16 protein-coding genes are annotated in these 15,930 nt (G+C 71.7%); 3 read left to right on the top strand and 13 right to left on the bottom strand.

The genetic code is table 11. The features are described from left to right. Nucleotides 1-109: 109 nt before the first annotated feature. From ACQEU6_RS28265 to ACQEU6_RS28235, 7 genes are all read right to left on the bottom strand, one after another. A complete protein-coding gene (locus tag ACQEU6_RS28265; protein WP_499336086.1) occupies nt 110-445 on the bottom strand; it encodes an MmcQ/YjbR family DNA-binding protein in 336 nt (111 codons plus the stop codon). Continuing rightward, on the bottom strand, nt 370-723 hold the full coding sequence (locus tag ACQEU6_RS28260) for a pyridoxamine 5'-phosphate oxidase family protein (RefSeq protein ID WP_499336085.1): 354 nt from the start codon (nt 721-723) through the stop codon (nt 370-372). Before ACQEU6_RS28260 ends, ACQEU6_RS28265 begins: the two co-directional genes overlap by 76 nt. A gap of 256 nt (nt 724-979) precedes the next feature. Then, nucleotides 980-2,773, bottom strand: a complete 1,794-nt coding sequence (locus tag ACQEU6_RS28255; RefSeq protein WP_499336084.1) for an FtsX-like permease family protein — start codon at nt 2,771-2,773, stop codon at nt 980-982. Between the two features lie 5 nt (nt 2,774-2,778). Then, the gene (locus ACQEU6_RS28250) at nt 2,779-3,516 is read right to left on the bottom strand and encodes an ABC transporter ATP-binding protein (protein WP_499336083.1); all 738 of its coding nucleotides are present in this window, start codon (nt 3,514-3,516) and stop codon (nt 2,779-2,781) included. Beyond that, entirely contained in the window at nt 3,513-4,046 is a 534-nt protein-coding gene (locus tag ACQEU6_RS28245) for a PadR family transcriptional regulator (RefSeq protein ID WP_499336082.1), read from the bottom strand. The genes ACQEU6_RS28250 and ACQEU6_RS28245 overlap by 4 nt, the downstream gene beginning before the upstream one ends. Nucleotides 4,047-4,141: 95 nt before the next feature. Then, nucleotides 4,142-4,915: a M15 family metallopeptidase gene (locus ACQEU6_RS28240; protein ID WP_499336081.1), complete on the bottom strand. Its 774-nt coding sequence runs from the start codon at nt 4,913-4,915 to the stop codon at nt 4,142-4,144. Between the two features lie 21 nt (nt 4,916-4,936). Next, on the bottom strand, nt 4,937-5,620 hold the full coding sequence (locus ACQEU6_RS28235) for a VanZ family protein (RefSeq protein WP_499336080.1): 684 nt from the start codon (nt 5,618-5,620) through the stop codon (nt 4,937-4,939). A gap of 163 nt (nt 5,621-5,783) precedes the next feature. Between ACQEU6_RS28235 and ACQEU6_RS28230 the strand changes: the two genes are divergently transcribed. Then, nucleotides 5,784-6,617, top strand: coding sequence for a maleylpyruvate isomerase family mycothiol-dependent enzyme (locus ACQEU6_RS28230; RefSeq protein ID WP_499336079.1), 834 nt, complete (start codon nt 5,784-5,786; stop codon nt 6,615-6,617). A 795-nt stretch (nt 6,618-7,412) separates the two neighbouring features. Here ACQEU6_RS28230 and ACQEU6_RS28225 read toward each other — a convergent pair. Beyond that, the gene (locus ACQEU6_RS28225; protein ID WP_499336078.1) at nt 7,413-7,610 is read right to left on the bottom strand and encodes a hypothetical protein; all 198 of its coding nucleotides are present in this window, start codon (nt 7,608-7,610) and stop codon (nt 7,413-7,415) included. Nucleotides 7,611-8,076: 466 nt separating this feature from the next. Here ACQEU6_RS28225 and ACQEU6_RS28220 point away from each other — a divergent pair, with 466 nt between their 5' ends. Continuing rightward, nucleotides 8,077-9,936, top strand: a complete 1,860-nt coding sequence (locus ACQEU6_RS28220; protein ID WP_499336077.1) for an ABC transporter ATP-binding protein — start codon at nt 8,077-8,079, stop codon at nt 9,934-9,936. Nucleotides 9,937-10,000: 64 nt separating this feature from the next. On the opposite strand, the gene ACQEU6_RS28215 is transcribed toward ACQEU6_RS28220, so the two are convergent. Further along, nucleotides 10,001-11,026 carry a hypothetical protein gene (locus ACQEU6_RS28215; protein WP_499336076.1) on the bottom strand — a complete coding sequence of 342 codons (1,026 nt, stop codon included), beginning with the start codon at nt 11,024-11,026 and terminating at the stop codon, nt 10,001-10,003. Between the two features lie 47 nt (nt 11,027-11,073). Further along, nucleotides 11,074-12,294: a cytochrome P450 family protein gene (locus ACQEU6_RS28210; RefSeq protein ID WP_499336075.1), complete on the bottom strand. Its 1,221-nt coding sequence runs from the start codon at nt 12,292-12,294 to the stop codon at nt 11,074-11,076. Between the two features lie 222 nt (nt 12,295-12,516). On the opposite strand from ACQEU6_RS28210, the gene ACQEU6_RS28205 reads away from it, so the two are divergent. Further along, nucleotides 12,517-13,443, top strand: coding sequence for a helix-turn-helix transcriptional regulator (locus tag ACQEU6_RS28205; protein ID WP_499336074.1), 927 nt, complete (start codon nt 12,517-12,519; stop codon nt 13,441-13,443). Here the strand turns inward: ACQEU6_RS28205 and ACQEU6_RS28200 are convergent, their stop codons facing one another. The 3 genes from ACQEU6_RS28200 to ACQEU6_RS28190 are packed head-to-tail and all read right to left on the bottom strand — an operon-like array spanning nt 13,444 to nt 15,856. Next, nucleotides 13,444-14,091 (bottom strand): LuxR C-terminal-related transcriptional regulator, encoded by a 648-nt coding sequence (locus tag ACQEU6_RS28200; protein WP_499340369.1) that lies wholly within the window; start codon nt 14,089-14,091, stop codon nt 13,444-13,446. A gap of 5 nt (nt 14,092-14,096) precedes the next feature. After that, nucleotides 14,097-15,377, bottom strand: a complete 1,281-nt coding sequence (locus tag ACQEU6_RS28195) for a sensor histidine kinase (protein WP_499336073.1) — start codon at nt 15,375-15,377, stop codon at nt 14,097-14,099. Then, nucleotides 15,374-15,856 carry a hypothetical protein gene (locus ACQEU6_RS28190; RefSeq protein ID WP_499336072.1) on the bottom strand — a complete coding sequence of 161 codons (483 nt, stop codon included), beginning with the start codon at nt 15,854-15,856 and terminating at the stop codon, nt 15,374-15,376. Before ACQEU6_RS28190 ends, ACQEU6_RS28195 begins: the two co-directional genes overlap by 4 nt. Nucleotides 15,857-15,930: the final 74 nt, after the last annotated feature.

The raw sequence follows: 15,930 nt of genomic DNA, 5'->3' as shown, positions 1-15,930 counted from the left end.
CTCCAGCGACCTAGACCCGGCGCATCCCACCCGGCACGCGCGCCACGAAGGATCCACGCTAACAAACATTGCTGTCTATTTGAAGTCGCCTGGTCGGAGCCGTCAACGCTCAGGAGGGCAACGTGGCCGCGAGGCGCTTCGGGGCGGTGAGCCGCCAGGCCTCGGTGACCAGCTCGGTCAGTTCCCCGGGGTCGACGGAGGCCAGCTTGATCTTCACCCAGCCGAAGCGCCCACTGGCCCAGGACAGGGCGAAGGTGTCCGGGGCCTCGGCCACGAGGGCGACCTGCTCCTCCCGGGTGGCTTTGAGCAGGACGACGCGCTCGGCCTCGTCGAGATAACAGAAGCCCTTGTCGCGGACGCGAAAACCGGTCATGTTCCCGAACGACTCGCGCTCAGTGACCTCCGGCAACCCGAGCACCATCTGCAGGAACTCCTCAGAACGCATCCCGAACACCTACCACCCGGCTCGGACATCCCGTCCCCGCCGCCCGGTGCGGCGTCAGCCGGCGACCGTGTCACCGGAGCTATGCCGGCCGCGTCCCGTCGCGCATGATGACTCCGCCGCGTAGTTCCGGCTCGCCGCGCCAGGCGCACGCGCGGCTCCTCGCGGACGTTCCGCGCAGTCGCGGAAGTGGCGCCGGTGCACATCCACACGGCTCGCCCGTCCCACAGGAACCACAGCGGCACCTGGTGCGGGCCGTGTTCAGGATGCGCTGTGGACACTCATACATCCCGCTCGGTGACGAGCCGTTCCAAGGTGTCGCGCTTGCGCTCCGCCGCCTGGCGGCCGGCATTGCCCGTGGTCCGCATGAGTGCCGACCCCAGCCAGCGGACCCGGAGCGCGCATGAGGCGAGAGACCTACTCCCGGCGACCGATGAACCTCTCATACCGGTCGTCTGACGGGCGGGGAAGCGAAGCCCGCCGATCAGGCCGGGCCGTCATGGTCGAGGACGCGCCCCGGTAGGCAGACGTCCGGGGTCATGTCGGGTCGGTGGTGAGGGTTCGTGCCGCGGGGCGGTGGGACGCGGCGCGGGCGGGGACGGCGGTGAGCGCGGCGGTCACCGGCAGGGCGGCGAGCGCGGCGGTGAGCAGTGACCATGCGGGGGGCCAGGTCGTGTTCGCTTCGCTGAACGGCAGGCACAGGGCGAGGCCCAAGGGGATGCCGGCGAGGGCGCCGGGCAGGGTCGGCAGAAGTTGAGCGGCGGACAGTCCGGCGGTGATCTGGCCGGGCGTGGCGCCGAGGGCGCGCGCGACGGCCATGGTGTGACGGGCTTCCTGCGCCGTGGTCCAGGTGACGGCGATGGTGTTGACGGCGGCGAGGGCGATCAGCGCTGCGGTGACCCCCAGGATCACGTGGTGCTCCTGCGCGTTCCGCAGATCGTTCGCCATGGAGGAGCCCGGATAGCCCTTCTCCGGCTGGGCGTAGATCACCAGCAGGCCGGTGACCGTGGCCAGGGTGGTCGCGGTGGTGCACGCGTGCAGGACGGCGCGGCCGGGACGGCGGGCGACCAGGCGCAGCCCGAGGAGGAGCGGCGTCGGCAGCAGCGCGGAGAGCCTGGTCGGCAGGGCCCGGTGCCGGGGGCGGCGGGCGCCGTCGGCGAGTGCGGCGACCGTGTCGGTGCGCAGGGCCCGCATGGTCGGGCCGAAGGTGGTGAGGCCCGCCACGGCCAGGGCTACGACGGTCGTGAGGGCGATGGTGTCGCCGCTCGGCCCGGCGGCGGTGGTGAGCAGGCTGTCGCTGGGGTTGACGACGCCGGGCTCGATCAGCCGCGCGGCGATCAGCCCCAGGGCGTCGGCGAGAAGCGCCAGGACCAGGTATTCGGCGAAGAGGACGGCGGCGATGAGGCCGGGGGTGGCGCCGGCGGCCTTGAGCAGGCCCACGCGGCGGGTCTGCTCGGCGGCGCGTCCCGCGGCCAGCGTGGCCACGCCGCTGATCGCCAGGAAGGCGAGCAGCCAGCTGCCGACGACCAGGATCGGCTGGCTGTCCCGGAGCATGACCGCGTCCTGCCCGGCGATGTGCTGCCAGGGCCTGATGCTCACCCAGGTGCCGGCGACGAACGGGGTCATGGCGGGGTCGTGCCCGTCGAACGTCAGGGCCGCGGCGGGATCTCGCAGCTTCAGGTTGATGAAGGAGGTCACCGGGACGTCGGGCGACTCCAGTGCCCGGGTGTCCCGTCCGGCCAGCCAGACCAGGCCGCCGCCGTCGTCCGGCCCGCCGCCCGGGCCTGTCCCCGGCGCCCACGGGTAGACCGAGCGGGACGCGGTCACGGCGATCCCGACGACGGGAAGCGTACGGCCGGCGACGGTGACCTCGTCGCCGACGCGGACGTCCAGGGCGGTGGCGAAGCCGCGCTCGACCACGGCGCCTCCAGGACGGACCCAACCGCCCGAGGTCAGCAGCGGACGGTCGACCGAGCCCGGCGCCATGTCGGCGACCTGCACTACCGCGGCTCCCGTGGAGCCGTGCGCCGTGAGCCTCGTGTGGTACTGGCGGTACGGGCCGCTGTGCGCGACCACCCCGGGCGCGCGGTCCAAGGACTTCAGGGTGTTGACGGTGCTCTGACCGGCTCCGGGGGAATAGGCGACCACGTCCGGTCCGGCCGTGGCCGCCCGCGTCTGCCGGTAGAGCGTCTCGGTCGCGCCGCGCAGCGATCCGCCCAGGCTCAGCGCGGCGGTGGCGGCGGTGATCGAGACCAGGAGGATCGCGGCCTGGGCGGGGTGCCGGCGGATGTCGGCGACGACCAGGCGGAGGACGAGCAGGATGCGCCCCACGGCGTTCAGTCCCCCAGCCCGATCAGGTCGCCGAGCCGCCCGGTGCCGCCCGCCAGCCGGGTGTCGTCGACGAACATCCCGTCCCGCATCGAGATGAGCCGGTCCGCGGTGGCCGCGACCCGCTCGTCGTGCGTGACGATCACCAGGGTCTGGCCCGCGGAGCGCAGGCCCTCGAAGAGCCTCAGCACGTCGAGCGTCGCCGTGGTGTCCAGGTTCCCGGTCGGCTCGTCGGCCAGCAGGACCAGCGGCTCGTTGGCCAGCGCGCGGGCGATGGCGACCCGCTGGCGCTGTCCCCCCGACAACTGCCAGGGCAGATGCCGGGCGCGCTCGCCGAGGCCCATCTGCTCCAGCAGCGCGGCCGCCCGGCGGCGGGCCGCACGCGGGGAGCGTCCGGCCAGGAGCGCGGGCAGCTCCACGTTCTCCGCCGCCGAAAGCTCCTCCACCAGGTGGAACGCCTGGAAGACGAAGCCCACCGACCGGCGCCGCAACCGGGCCAGCGCCCGCTCGCCCAACGTGTCGGTCCGCTGCCCGGCCAGCCACGCCTCCCCGCGCGTGGGCCGCTCCAGGCCGCCCAGCATCTGCAGCAGGGTGGACTTCCCGCAGCCACTGGGCCCCGTCACGGCCAGCGACTGCCCCGCCGGGACGTCCAGGTCGACCTCATCGACCGCCCGGACGAGCCCCTGCCCCGCGCCGTGCTCCTTGCACAGGCCGCGGACTCGCAGAACAGCGTCGCACTCGTTCATGCACCCTCGGATTCGTGCTCGATCCTCGACCAGACGCGCTCGCAGGACTCCAGCCAGCGCAGGTCCGCCTGCAACCGCAACGCGACCCCCTCCAGCAGGAGGCCGGCGGTCGACCCGTCCGGCTCGGCCAGCGCCGCGCGCTGCACGTCCCTGAGGCGCCGCAGCAGTTCCCGGCGCTGCGCGTCCACCAGCTCCACCGGGTCGGCGAGCCGCGCCGCCGCGGCGGCGGCGAGTTTGAGATGGAACTCCGCGAGATTCGGCTTGGGCCAGCTCACCTCGCCCAGCCAGGCCGCCACCCGCTGCTGCCCGGCCGGCGTCAGCGCGTACACCTTGCGGTCCGGCCGGTCGGGCAGCCCGTCCGCCCGTTCGCAGGCGACCAGCCCCGCCTTCTCCAGCCGTCCCAGGGTCACGTAGATCTGGCCCGCGTTCATCGAATCCCCGAGCGCCCCGAGCGCCCGCCGCAGCCGCTCGCGCAGCCGGTACCCGTGCGAGGGCTCCTTCGCGAGCATCGCCAACACCGCGTCCTGCATGCACCACCCCTAACGGCTAGCTAATAGATAGCGGTTAGCCATGGCGCCGTCAAACGTGATCTGGTGGGAGGGATCGCCCCAGTCCCTGGCGGGGGTCACTGCCGGGTCCTCGGGTCCTGGGTCGGGTCGGCGTACATGGGCGGGCAACCACGGTCGACCGCGCCGGCGCGCAGTTCGTAGTGCCAGGATTCATTGCCGTAGATCTGGCACAGGCCGTACTTCGACCCGTGCCGAGAAAGCCATTTGGCGGCATTGGGATGTCCGATGTCGACCGCCTTCCCTTTTACGTGGAGCGAGGTCGAAGCGGTGGCCACCCAGCGGGCGGCCTCCTTCTTGGAGCCGTACTTGAGGACCGCTTCCCGAAGAAGCCGGTTCTGGTAGGCCGGGGAGCGCCAGCCGCTGTTGACGTAGAACTTGATCCCGTCGTCCGAGGCGTCCTCGGCGGCTCGGCGGAGGGCGGTGAGGAGCTGCTGATCGAGCCTGGTCACGGCGGGGAAGCCGTCGTCGAAGACCGTCACATCGTCCGGGACGACACCGTCGCCCTTGCCGACCATGCCGTGGGGCCCGGTGCGCTGCTCGCCGCGTGGAGGATCCGGAGGCGACGCGACCGAGGACCACGACGGGGACAGGAAGGACGAGGCGTTCTGCGACCGGTGACCGAGGGCGGAGCCGATCGCCGCCATGACGACCAGCAGGCCGAGCGCTGCAAGCCAGTAAACCTTGCGAGGTGCTTTTCGTGTCGATGACGTGCCACCAGCAAAGGCGGGGCGGCGTTGCTGGGGCGTATAGGTTTTTCGATATGCCGACGATATGCATCGGGCACCGAGAACCGACTTATGCGCGACGTCTTTTCTGTTGCCATCCGCCAATGCGGAGCGCGTCTCCGCGCATCAACGACGGCGCGCTCGGGTCCTGAGCGGGCCGGGCGCGGCCGCAGTGCGCCACCAGCGGCGCGACGCCAGCGCCGCCAGTCCGGCGCCGGCGGTGTTGAGCAGGACGTCGTCCACGGAGGACACCCGGTCCAGCCGCAGGGCGTACTGCGCGCTCTCGACCAGGACCGAGCAGGCCGCCGCGAGCGCGAGGATCCGCGGCACCGACGCCAGGGCCGCGAACCGCACCGGGACGAGGAACCCCAGCGCCGCGAACACCAGCAGGTTGCCGACGACCTGCTTGGTGTCCATCGTGGGCAGGTCCCGCAGTGGCACCAGGCTCACGCCGACCCCGGACCCGTCGCCCGGCAGCAGGATCATCCACACCCATGGCAGGGTCCCGTAGACGATGCCGACCTCGGCCAGCGACGTCCGCCACGACGGCGTGGCGACCGCGGGACTCCGGAGACGCGCCAGAGCCCACACCGCCAGCGCGGCCAGCGGCAGAGCGGCCACCGTGACGAGCACCACGCCGTTGATCGTGTCGAAGCAGCCGTGCCAACGCCCGGCCGTGCACATCGGCGCGGACATCATGAGCGGCCCCCGCACGACGAACGCGGCGCCCGCGATGCCGAGGATCGCCACGACGGCGAGCACGATCCTGCCCGCGCGGCGGACCGCCGGCATCGAGGCGCGAGGTTCCATGCGGCCAGTAAAGCCGGAAGGCCGCCGCGGCGACGTGTGAGCTTCGCGAGATGTCCGAGATACACGCCATCCCGTCACAGAGGACGGCGCAAGCCGACCGCCGCGAGCGCCGGACGACTCATCGCTGAGCAGCCGCTTGACCGAGGCGGGCCGCTAGGGTCACATGATGGTGATCTTTGGCCCGGCCGTCGACGTCCGCCCCCTGTTCCCGCGTGAGCGGCGGGCCATGCTCGACCTGCTCGGCGGCCTGAGCCCGGCCGGGTGGGCCGCGCCCACGGTCTGTCCCGGCTGGGACGTGCACGACGTCGTCGCCCATGTGCTCAACGACTACATGCGGCGCCTGTCGGGCAGCCGCGACGGGCACGGCGGCGCGATCTTCGCCGAGGGCGAGACGCTTCCCGCCTATCTGGCGCGCACCAACGAGGAGTTCGTCCGGGCGTCCCGCCAGCTCAGCCCGCAACTGATGATCGAACTGCTGGATCACCTGGGGCCGCGGCTCGACGCCGTCTGGGCGGCGCGGGATCTCCACGCCGCCGCCGACCTGAACGTCTCCTGGGCCGCGACCGACATCGACAGCCCCGCCTGGCTGGACATCGGCCGCGACTACACCGAGTTCTGGGTCCACCAGCAGCAGGTGCGCGACGCCGTCTCCGTCCCGGGCGCCACCGAACCCGACCTCATGGCTCCGGTGCTGGACGTCTTCGCGCGCGGCCTGCCGCACGCTCTGCGGATGCACGACCGCCCCGAAGGCACCATGGCCCACCTGGAGGTCCTCGGCCCGGCGGGCGGGCGGTGGGGAGTGGTCCGGCAGGACGCACGATGGCGATTGACCCAGCTTCAGGGGGAGCCGTCCGCCCACGTCTCGATGGACCAGGACACCTTCTGGCGGCTGGCGACCCGAGGCATCACCGAGGACGAGGCCCGTCAGCGATCGACGATGACCGGCGACGCCGACCTCGCCACGGCCATCACGGCCCTGCTCGCGGTCGTCGCCTAGCCCAGCCCCACGGCACCCGGCACGGGTGTCGGAGTTTTTCGCGCGGTCGAAGACAGAACAGGGCCCGGCGGTGCACGCCGGACCCTGAGTTGCGCATATATCAGCAATCCACCTCAGAAGAACGTGAGGTCGACGTCGTTGTTCGTGTCAACGGGCGTTCCCGTTGCTGAATTCGAGTGCGGCCCGTCCGTTTTAAGAAGGGCTGCTGTTCGTGGCCTTACCCGCCGGCGGGGCGGGACGGCTGATTAGGAGCGGCCCTGTCCGTGGCAGGTCGGGCACTGGCCCTGGCTGGTCCAGCCGCTGCCGTTGCAGGTCCTGCACGACACCCAGGCGATGATGAAGGCGAACACTTTAACCACGACCTTTGCTGTCTGGTCTTAGTCCCGCGATGCGAGACGACCCGGGCCTTAATGCCCGGATCTGCGCAAGATCGTATGGCATCAAGATCAACTGACCAAATCAAGTGAAGTTGGTCACTAAAATTGTTTTGAGGCGTCGGTGCGGCGGTGGTGTGTGTAGGCCGAACGGCCGGAGGTTCCGACCGGATCACTCTGAGTTCACCGATTCGAAGTTCGGTAGGAGCTGGGCGCCGGTCTACTCCGGTGTCACCGCGACGCCGGCGGTCGCCGGCGACCGGCGACGCGGACCTCGCCGCGGCCATGACGGCTCTGCTCACGGCTCACGGTCGTCGCCTGAGCACGGCAGGGGTCTTCGCGTGGACGCTCGGCGCGGGGCGGCCCGGGAAGGCGATGGTCCAGTCCGGCGGACTGGACCATCGCTGGTAGGGCGGGCGTGTTACCGCCCGCCTCCGTCGCGCAGGCGGGCGGTGATGGCCGCCGGGCCGAGCTTGGTGCCGGGCTCGACGACGGTCTCCGCGCTGCCGTAGACCATCGTCACGGGCTCGCCGGACGCGTTGGCCTCTTCGATCGCGTCGTACGCGTCATCGTCGAGGTGCGCTCCCGGAGCGCTCGGAACTTCGATTCGTTTCGCCATGTGCTTCATTCCTCCATCTGGTTTTTCGACGCCCTCGCCGGTATGCGGTCGACTGCGGTTCGGGCGCGAGCCTGAGTGGGCTCACGAGACGGTTGCGCCGCCGGGTGAACGCTACCTCCCCAGCGGGTGGCCTGCCGATGAACAGAACCCGGGCCGCCGTGCATCCGCACCTCCAGGGCCGACTTCGCGGTCCCGGGCACCTCAGGAAGGCCGCCGGGCGGCCGCCCGCCCAGCAAGGTCCGGTGCCGAAATGAGCGCGGGTACGCGGTTCCCCATCGATCGGCTGCTCGTCGCGGCCCTCCGAAGAAGGATGCGTCCGATTTCGCGGCGAACCAAGCGTGTTCCTCCTGCATGTGCCGCTCTTTCTCGGACCGGCTGATCATCTGCGCGCTCGGGAAATGCGTTCGCCATGCCCGGACGGTCTGAGGCAGCATGGAAGAGCGGCGGTGTGGAGAGCGGGTGGCGAGTGCTGAAAGTACGGGGTGGTTCCAGAGGCGTCCAGTCGGTCCGGCAGCAGGCGGTTCTGCTGGCCCTGCGCTATTACTGCGGCGTGCTGCGCCGCCAGTGGCGCATGTCGCTTCCGGCGATGACTTTGCCGGCGATCGGTAATACCTGCCTGTTCTACCTGACCCCGCTGATGGTCGCCGCCCTGGTGGGGCACCTGGCCGACGGCGGGGAGAACGATCTCACCGCTCTCCTGCCCTACGTTCTCGGATTCGCCGGCATCATGTTGATCGGCGAGGCGTTGTGGCGAGTGGGGTTGCACTTCCTCAACAGGACGAACGGCCGGGGCATCGAATGGCTCGCCATCACCGGCATGGACGAGCTGCTCGCCAAGGACACCGCGTTTTTCCACGACAACTTCGCCGGTGCGCTGACCAAACGGATACTGAGCTTCTGCGGCGGTTTCGAAAATTTCGCCGACACCCTGACCTTCTCGGTCGTGGCCAATGTGATCCCGTTGTCGTTCGCCTCGGTGATCCTGTGGCGGTACCACCCGCTCCTGGTCGTCGTCCTCGTGGGGCTGATCGTCGTCACCGGCTTCCTCGTCATCCCGTTCATCCGCCGCAGGCAGGCGCTGGTGGACCGGCGCGAGGCGGCGAAGGTGCGGGTGTCAGGCCACGTCGCCGACGTGCTGACCAACATGGAGACGGTCCGCGCGTTCGCCGCCGAGGAGCGGGAGGCCGCCGAGTTCCGCGGCCGGGCCGCCGAGCAGCACCGCCTCGCGCTGCGCTCCTGGGACTACGCCAACCTGCGGGTCGACACGATCGTCGCTCCGATGTCCGTCCTGACCAGCGCTCTGGGGCTGCTCGTCGCGGTGGCCCTGCGCGGCGGGCTCGGGGTGGAGGCCGTCGTGGTGACGTTCTCCTACTACACCAACGCGACGCGGATCATGTTCGAGTTCAACCAGATCTACCGGCGGATGGAGAGCACGCTCACCGAGAGCGCGCAGTTCACCGAACTGCTCCTGACGCCGCCGACCGTCGTGGACCCGCCCGACCCGCAGCCGCCGCGCCCGGCCGACGCCTCGGTCCGCTTCGAGCGGGTGCTCTTCGCGCACGGCGACGGCCCGCCCCTGTTCGAGGATCTGGACCTGCGGATCGCCGGCGGCGCCAAGATCGGCCTGGTGGGCCGGTCCGGCGGCGGCAAGACCACCCTCTCCCGGCTGCTCCTGCGCCTCATGGACGTCGACGGAGGCCGGATCCTCGTCGGCGGCCAGGACATCGCGCGGCTGCGCCAGAGCGACCTGCGCAACCTGATCGCGTACGTCCCGCAGGAACCCGCGATGTTCCATCGGTCGGTGCGCGACAACATCGCCTTCGCCCGGCCGGGCGCCACCGAGGCCGAGATCCTCCAGGCCGCGCGGGCGGCGCACGTCACCGAGTTCGTCGAGAGCCTTCCGGACGGGTTCGGCACGCTGGTCGGCGAGCGGGGCGTGAAGCTCTCCGGCGGTCAGCGGCAGCGCGTCGCGCTCGCCCGCGCCATCCTGCGGGACACCCCGATCCTCCTCCTGGACGAGGCGACCAGCGCGCTGGACTCCGAAAGCGAGATCCTCGTCCAGGAGGCCCTGTGGAACCTGATGCGCGACCGCACGGCGCTGGTCGTCGCCCATCGTCTGAGCACGGTCGTCCGCATGGACCGCCTGGTCGTCCTCGACCGGGGCCGCGTCCTGGAGGAGGGCTCCCATCAGGAACTCCTCCAGTCCAAGGGCCCGTATGCCCGTCTCTGGCACCACCAGTCCGGCGGCTTCCTCACCGACGAAGCCGCCCCGGACGCCTCGCCCACGGCCGAGACCGACCGGAGCACCCAGCCGGTGACCGGCTGACGCGCGGACCCCGACCCGGCCGGCCGAGATCGTCTTCCGCGCGTCAGCGGTGCCCGTCCGGCCGTCAGAGCAGGTCGGCCACCGACGCGTGCAGGGCGAGAAGAGCGGGGATCTGCTCGGGCGAGCGCCGGCCCATGCCGCATTCGGTGGCTATGCCGAACGTCTTCACGGCCTTGCGCGCCGCGTCGATCCTCGCACCGGCGCCTTCGAGCCCGTCCGTGGCATGCACGAGCCCGAGGAACAGGGCGGTCTCCGCCGGCAGCGCCAGGCCCGCCAGCGGCGCGAAGTACGCCTCATCGGCACGGTCCCGCGGCACGGGCATGTGCACCCAGTCCAGGCGCCGCCCGAGTCCCTCGACGACGCCTTCGGTGACGGCCGCGAGCTTGGACGTGTCGGAAGGCTCGACGAAGTGCCTGTGTTCGAAGTCGCCGTAGCACAGGTGATACCCCAGTTCCACATCGTCCGGTACCGCGTCGCCGAGCCGCACCAGGCGTTTCACGATCTCGGGCAGGCGGGACGGGTAGTCGGTGCCGAACCAGGCCGGATACACCCCTTCGAAGACGGCGAACTCGACCGCGGTGTCCCACTGGACGGCCAGGTCCGCGGCCGGGATCACGGCCAGGATCTCCTCCAGCTCAGCCAGCAGCCGTGCCTCGTAGGCGACCTCCAGCTCCGCATGGTGGGCGCCGACGAACGCGGCGACCACGGCGACCGGGGTCGGCAGGCTGACCTGGAACCGCACGTCCGCGGGGATGACGCCGGCCGCGCGCAGGCGGCTGAACACCTGCCACGAGTCGAGCGCGGCCGCCGCGTACCCTAGCGGCCCGAAGGTCACCGCCGCCGGGTCGACGCCGGGCCGCGGCCGGACCCGCATCGAGGGCCCGTACTCCATGCTGGGCGGCGGCACCGTCTCCAGGTCCGGGTGCGCCGCGAGTTTCGGCAGCTGCCAGACGACCCAGTTCTCGCGCTCACCCGGCTCGCCGTCCGGGATCCGCCGCACGCGGCCGTTGAGGGTGGCCGAGACCGCGCAGAACACGGTCTCGGAGTCGGCGAGCGGCACGCTGCCGCACAGGTGCACAGTCGGTTCCACGGGGGTCACTCCACTTTTCTCAAGGTGCGGGGGTGCGTCGTCGGGGGTCAGCGACGGTCGGCGCCGAGGCTGACGGGCAGCGACAGCGGGCCGATGGTGAAGAAGGACGGCGAGTAGGGGATGTCGTCCGGGTCGATCGCGAGGGCGAGGTCCGGCAGCCGCCGGTACAGCGAGGCGAGTGCGAGCCTGCTCTCCAGGCGGGCCAGCGGGGCGCCGATGCAGTAGCGGGGGCCATGGCCGAAGCCGAGGCCGTCGCTCTGCTCACGGGTGATGTCGAACCGGTCCGCGGTCTCTCCGTAGTGCCTCGGGTCGAGGCCGCTCGCCTGGTAGACGACGCCGACCGCGTTGCCCTTGGGGATGAGCACGTCCGCGATCGTCACGTCGGTGAGCGTGAAGCGGAAACTGGTCATCATCACCGAGTGGCGGTACCGCAGAGTCTCCTCGACGACGTCGCCCCAGCGGTCCTCGGCCATGGCCAAGGCCAACTGGTCGGGATGCGCCGACAGCGCGGTGACGGCGTGCCCCAACAGGTGGACCGTGGTCTCGTGGCCGGCGACGAGCATCAGCCACAGCACGGCGACCAGTTCGTCGGTGGTGAGCCTGTCGTCCCGGTCACGCGCCTGCACCAGGCCGGAGGTGAGGTCGTCGCCGGGGTCGAGCCTCTTGCGCTCCGCCAGTTCGTACAGATACGCCATGAGCGCCCGCTGGGTCTCGAACGCCTCCTCCGGCGGGGTGGTGTGCGCCAGCAGGGCGGCGGTCCACTTCCGCAGCCGGGACCGTTCCGGCTCCGGGACGCCGAACAGTTCGCAGATCACCGCCATCGGCAGCGCCTCGGTGAAGGAGGGCACCAGGTCGACGCCGTCGCCGGCCGCCACCACGTCGTCAAGCAGCCCGTCGATGATCTCCTGGATCCGCGGTTCCATCCCCTGCGCGCGGCCCGGGGTGAACGCCCTGCCGACCAGCCCGCGCAGCCGCCGGTGGTCGTCGCCGTCCTTGGTGGACAGATGGTCGCCCTGGACGATGGCGCGCAGCGGCCAGTCCTCGGGGATCGATCCGTCGTGCAGGGCCGGCCAGTGCTTCGGGTCGCGGGCGAAGGTCTTGTTGTCCCCGGCGAGGATCTCGCGCGCGGCCCTGTGGGTGAGCGCCAGATAGGCCGGCACGCCGCCGGGGAACTCCACCTCGACCACGGGCGCGATCTCCCGCAGCCGGACACAGGTGTCGAGCGGGCTCTCGGCGGGGGCGGGGAAGGCGGGCAGGCTCGTCGTCATCGGATTCCCCTTCGTCGCACACCCGCTGGACGTCGGCGGCTGGGCCCGAGTATCGCCGCGCTCCGGACATACCGGCCACGCCCGTAGGCCGTTCCTGCCCCGAACCAGAAAACGGACGTCACAAAAACAGAGAACCGGTTTACTGGCCGGGACACTTGACAGCGACCGAGCGGAGACGTTGGGTTACCGGGCGAGGTGCGGGCTCACAGCGGAGGTAGGCCCATGCAGTACCACTCCTGGACCACCGACGACACCGACGCCTGGCGCGACCTCAGCAACAGCATCCTGCCGATGGACCACGGCTTCCGGGACCCGGAGAACTGGCGCGCGGACCTCACCGTCCAGGAAAGCGGCGGCTACCGGCTGATGCGCTGGGACCAGCACGGGGACCGGATCGCCGCCCGGACACCGGCACACGTCCGCAGGGTCCCCGGCGACGAGCACTACTGGATCGTGATGCCGCGACACGGCGTCTACACCGTCAGGCACGGCCAGGAGGAGACACGGACCCCACCGGGGCACGCCTCCGTGATGGGCATGGACGAGTCCTGCTGGCTCTCCGTCCCGGAGTCCGAGGCGTACGCGTTCCAGGTCCCGCGCGCCGAACTCGACAACCACATCGACGCGCCCGCCCCGCTGCGTCTCGTCCTCGACCTGGACACCGGGCTCGGCCGGATCATCAGCAACCTGCTGCGGAGCACCCACGCCGAACGGGCCGACCTGTCCGACCACGAGTTCCACGCGGTCTGCGATCGGATCACCGAACTGTTCTGCATGATGGCTCTGAAGGACACGCGACCGCCGGACGCCCACTTCACCGACGTCGCCCGGCTCGTCCGCGAATACGTCCGGCAGCAGCTCGGCACCGGCAAGGTCCCGCTCGCCGACGCGGCCCAGGCGCTCGGCTGGTCGCCGCGCCACCTGCGCAACGCCCTCCACCAGACCGGCACCACCTACCGCGACCTGCGCCACGAGGAAACGCTGCGGGCCGCCCGGGACATCCTCCAAGACCCGGCCCACAGCGACCTCAGCATCAGCGACATCGCCGCCCGCACCGGCCTCACCTCCACCTGGTTCTCCTCGGCCTTCAAGAGCCACTACGGCGAGACCCCGCGAGAGTTCCGCCGCCGCAGACTCGCCGACGGATGATCAGGTCGTCCCCAGATAGCGCAGGACGGCCAGAACGCGGCGGTGGTCGGTGCCCGTGGGCGTGAGACCGAGCTTGGTGAAGATGTTCGCGATGTGCTTCTCCACGGCCCGCTCGGTGACCGCGAGCGAGGCGGCGATCGCCGCGTTCGTCCGTCCTTCCGCCATCAGGCCGAGGACCTCCAGCTCGCGCGGCGTGAGCGACGCGAGCCCGTCGTCGCGCCGGGCGGCGCCGAGCAGGTGCGCCACGACCTCCGGGTCGAGCGCGGTGCCCCCGGCCGCGACGCGCTTCAGCGCGTCCACGAAGTCGTCCAGGTCGGACACCCGTTCCTTCAGCAGGTAGCCGACGCCCGCCGGCGAGCCCGCCAGAAGCTCGGCCGCGTACCGCGTCTCCACGTACTGCGAGAACAGCAGGATGCCGAGCTCGGGACGGACCCGGCGCAGCTCGATCGCGGCGTGCAGCCCCTCGTCGGTGTGCGTCGGCGGCATCCGGATGTCGACCACGGCGACGTCCGGCCCGTGCTCGGCCACGGCCGCGTGCAGCGCGGCCGCGTCGCCGACCGCCGCGACCACCGCGTGGCCGCGCAGCCCGAGCAGGTGGGCGAGGCCGTCCCGCAGGATCGCCGCGTCCTCGGCGATCACCACGCGCAGACCGGTCATGAGGTGGTGAGGGGAAGCGTGACGGTCACGGTGGTCGGTCCTCCCGGCGGGCTCAGCACGGACAGCTCGCCGTCCACCGTACGCACCCGCTCGGCCAGCCCGGCGAGCCCGCCGCCGGGGCGGGGCCGCGCGCCGCCCTTCCCGTCGTCGGTGACCGACAGCCGCAGCGTGCCGTTCCCCGGCTGGACGGCGGACACGGCGACCCGGCGGGCCGCCGCGTGCCGTCCCGCGTTGGCCAGCAGCTCGGCGGTGCAGAAGTAGGCGATCGACTCGATCGCCGCCGACGGCCGGACCGGCAGCTCCGTCTCCAGCTCCGCCGGGACGGGGCTGCGGGCGGTGAGCGTGGCCAGCGCCGCGTCCAGCCCCTGGTCCAGGACGGGCGGATGGATGCCGCGGACCAGTTCGCGCAGCTCGGCGATCGCCTCCCGCGCACCGGTGCGCGCGGCGGCGACCAGCTCGCGGGCGGGCTCGGGGGTGTCGTCCGGAAGGGTCTCCTGCAGCGCGGCCAGGGTCATGGTCAGCGAGACGAGCCGCACCTGGGCGCCGTCGTGCAGATCCCGCTCGATCCGGCGGAGCGTCGCCGCCGCGTCCTCGACGGCGTACGACCGGCTCAGCTCCAGGTCGCGGATGCGCGCGTCGTCCGGCCGCGGGCCGAGCAGCGACCGCAGCACCGCCAGGTCGAGGCGGACGGCCAGCCGGACGGCCCGCGGCGCCACCGCCAGCAGGACGGCGCCGGCCGGCGCCACCAGCAGGCTGCGCTGCCAGGTGTCGAAAGAGAAGCCGCCGACGACCAGGCCGTGCCGGATCCCGCCGCTCGGGTCGCGGGTGGTGATCTCGTTGAGGTGCAGCGGGAGCTGGATCGGATACGTGAGGAGAAGGAACCCGTACACCCAGGTCACGAGCACCACGGCGACGCCGAGGACGGCCAGCGGGAAGCGGACGAGCAGATGCAGGAACGCGCGGTGGCCGGCGGCGTCGTGCGCGTCCCGCACCCAGGCCCGCAGCCCGGCCCGCGACCGCGGCCGGCCGGGCGCCGGCACCCGCTCGTCCAGCAGGACGGCCGCGAGCCGCCGGTGCGACTCCCCGAACCGGCAGGCGCCGCGCAGCACCGCCCCCGTCGCGGCCGCACCCAGCCGGGTGACCGACATGACGATGCCGAACGCGCCCGAGAACACCGCGTAGTAGAGCCCGGCCAGGGCGACCGGGGCGCCGGCGAGCAGGTAGAGCGCCTCGGTTCCGGCCCGGCGGACCGCCGGGGCCCTCAGCACCTGGGTCATCTCCCCATTGTCCCGTCCGCCCTGCCGAGGACGCGGAGCATCAGGCGGGTTTGGAGCGTGGTGACGCCCCGCATCAGCACGGGCATCAGCAGCAGCATCACCAGCCCGCCCGCCGCGTGGACGCCCCAGGCGCCGGCGAGCGTGGGGCCGCCCCAGGCGCCCTTCAGCGAACCGCCCATCCCGATGAGCCAGCGAGCCGGGTAGAGCAGGTTGAGCACGACGATCGACCACCCGTACCCGGCCGCCAGGAGCGACAGGACGCCGAGCGGCAGCGAGAGGAGGGCGTGCAGGCTCGTCCGGACCCGTCCGGGGCGGGCGGACGGCACCTCCAGCAGGCGATGCGCGAGCGCCGCCTGCGCCTGTACCCCCGTGAGGGAGACCACTCCCGCAGGCAGCGCCGCGAACGCGTAGGCGGACCGCCGCCAGAGCGATGAGCCAAAGTAGGGCCGGCGCGAGGCGCGAGAAACGAGAACCGCCATGAGACACCCTCCGAACTGCGTGAACGGATGTCTCCAGCCTCGTTCTCGGGACGTTCCCGGGTCGATCGTGGAGG

It is taken from the genome of Spirillospora sp. CA-108201 (assembly GCF_050936235.1).
In the GTDB taxonomy this organism is placed as follows: domain Bacteria; phylum Actinomycetota; class Actinomycetes; order Streptosporangiales; family Streptosporangiaceae; genus Spirillospora.
Note: the sequence above shows the minus strand (reverse complement) of the source record. Positions and strands in the feature narration are given on the sequence as shown.

Coding starts and splice junctions, on each gene's coding strand:
- ACQEU6_RS28195 (WP_499336073.1), bottom strand. CDS start 15,377: ATGACCCAGGTGCTGAGGGCCCCGGCGGTCCGCCGGGCCGGAACCGAG.
- ACQEU6_RS28265 (WP_499336086.1), bottom strand. CDS start 445: ATGCGTTCTGAGGAGTTCCTGCAGATGGTGCTCGGGTTGCCGGAGGTC.
- ACQEU6_RS28205 (WP_499336074.1), top strand. CDS start 12,517: ATGCAGTACCACTCCTGGACCACCGACGACACCGACGCCTGGCGCGAC.
- ACQEU6_RS28245 (WP_499336082.1), bottom strand. CDS start 4,046: ATGCAGGACGCGGTGTTGGCGATGCTCGCGAAGGAGCCCTCGCACGGG.
- ACQEU6_RS28230 (WP_499336079.1), top strand. CDS start 5,784: ATGATGGTGATCTTTGGCCCGGCCGTCGACGTCCGCCCCCTGTTCCCG.
- ACQEU6_RS28250 (WP_499336083.1), bottom strand. CDS start 3,516: ATGAACGAGTGCGACGCTGTTCTGCGAGTCCGCGGCCTGTGCAAGGAG.
- ACQEU6_RS28210 (WP_499336075.1), bottom strand. CDS start 12,294: ATGACGACGAGCCTGCCCGCCTTCCCCGCCCCCGCCGAGAGCCCGCTC.
- ACQEU6_RS28190 (WP_499336072.1), bottom strand. CDS start 15,856: ATGGCGGTTCTCGTTTCTCGCGCCTCGCGCCGGCCCTACTTTGGCTCA.
- ACQEU6_RS28225 (WP_499336078.1), bottom strand. CDS start 7,610: ATGGCGAAACGAATCGAAGTTCCGAGCGCTCCGGGAGCGCACCTCGAC.
- ACQEU6_RS28235 (WP_499336080.1), bottom strand. CDS start 5,620: ATGGAACCTCGCGCCTCGATGCCGGCGGTCCGCCGCGCGGGCAGGATC.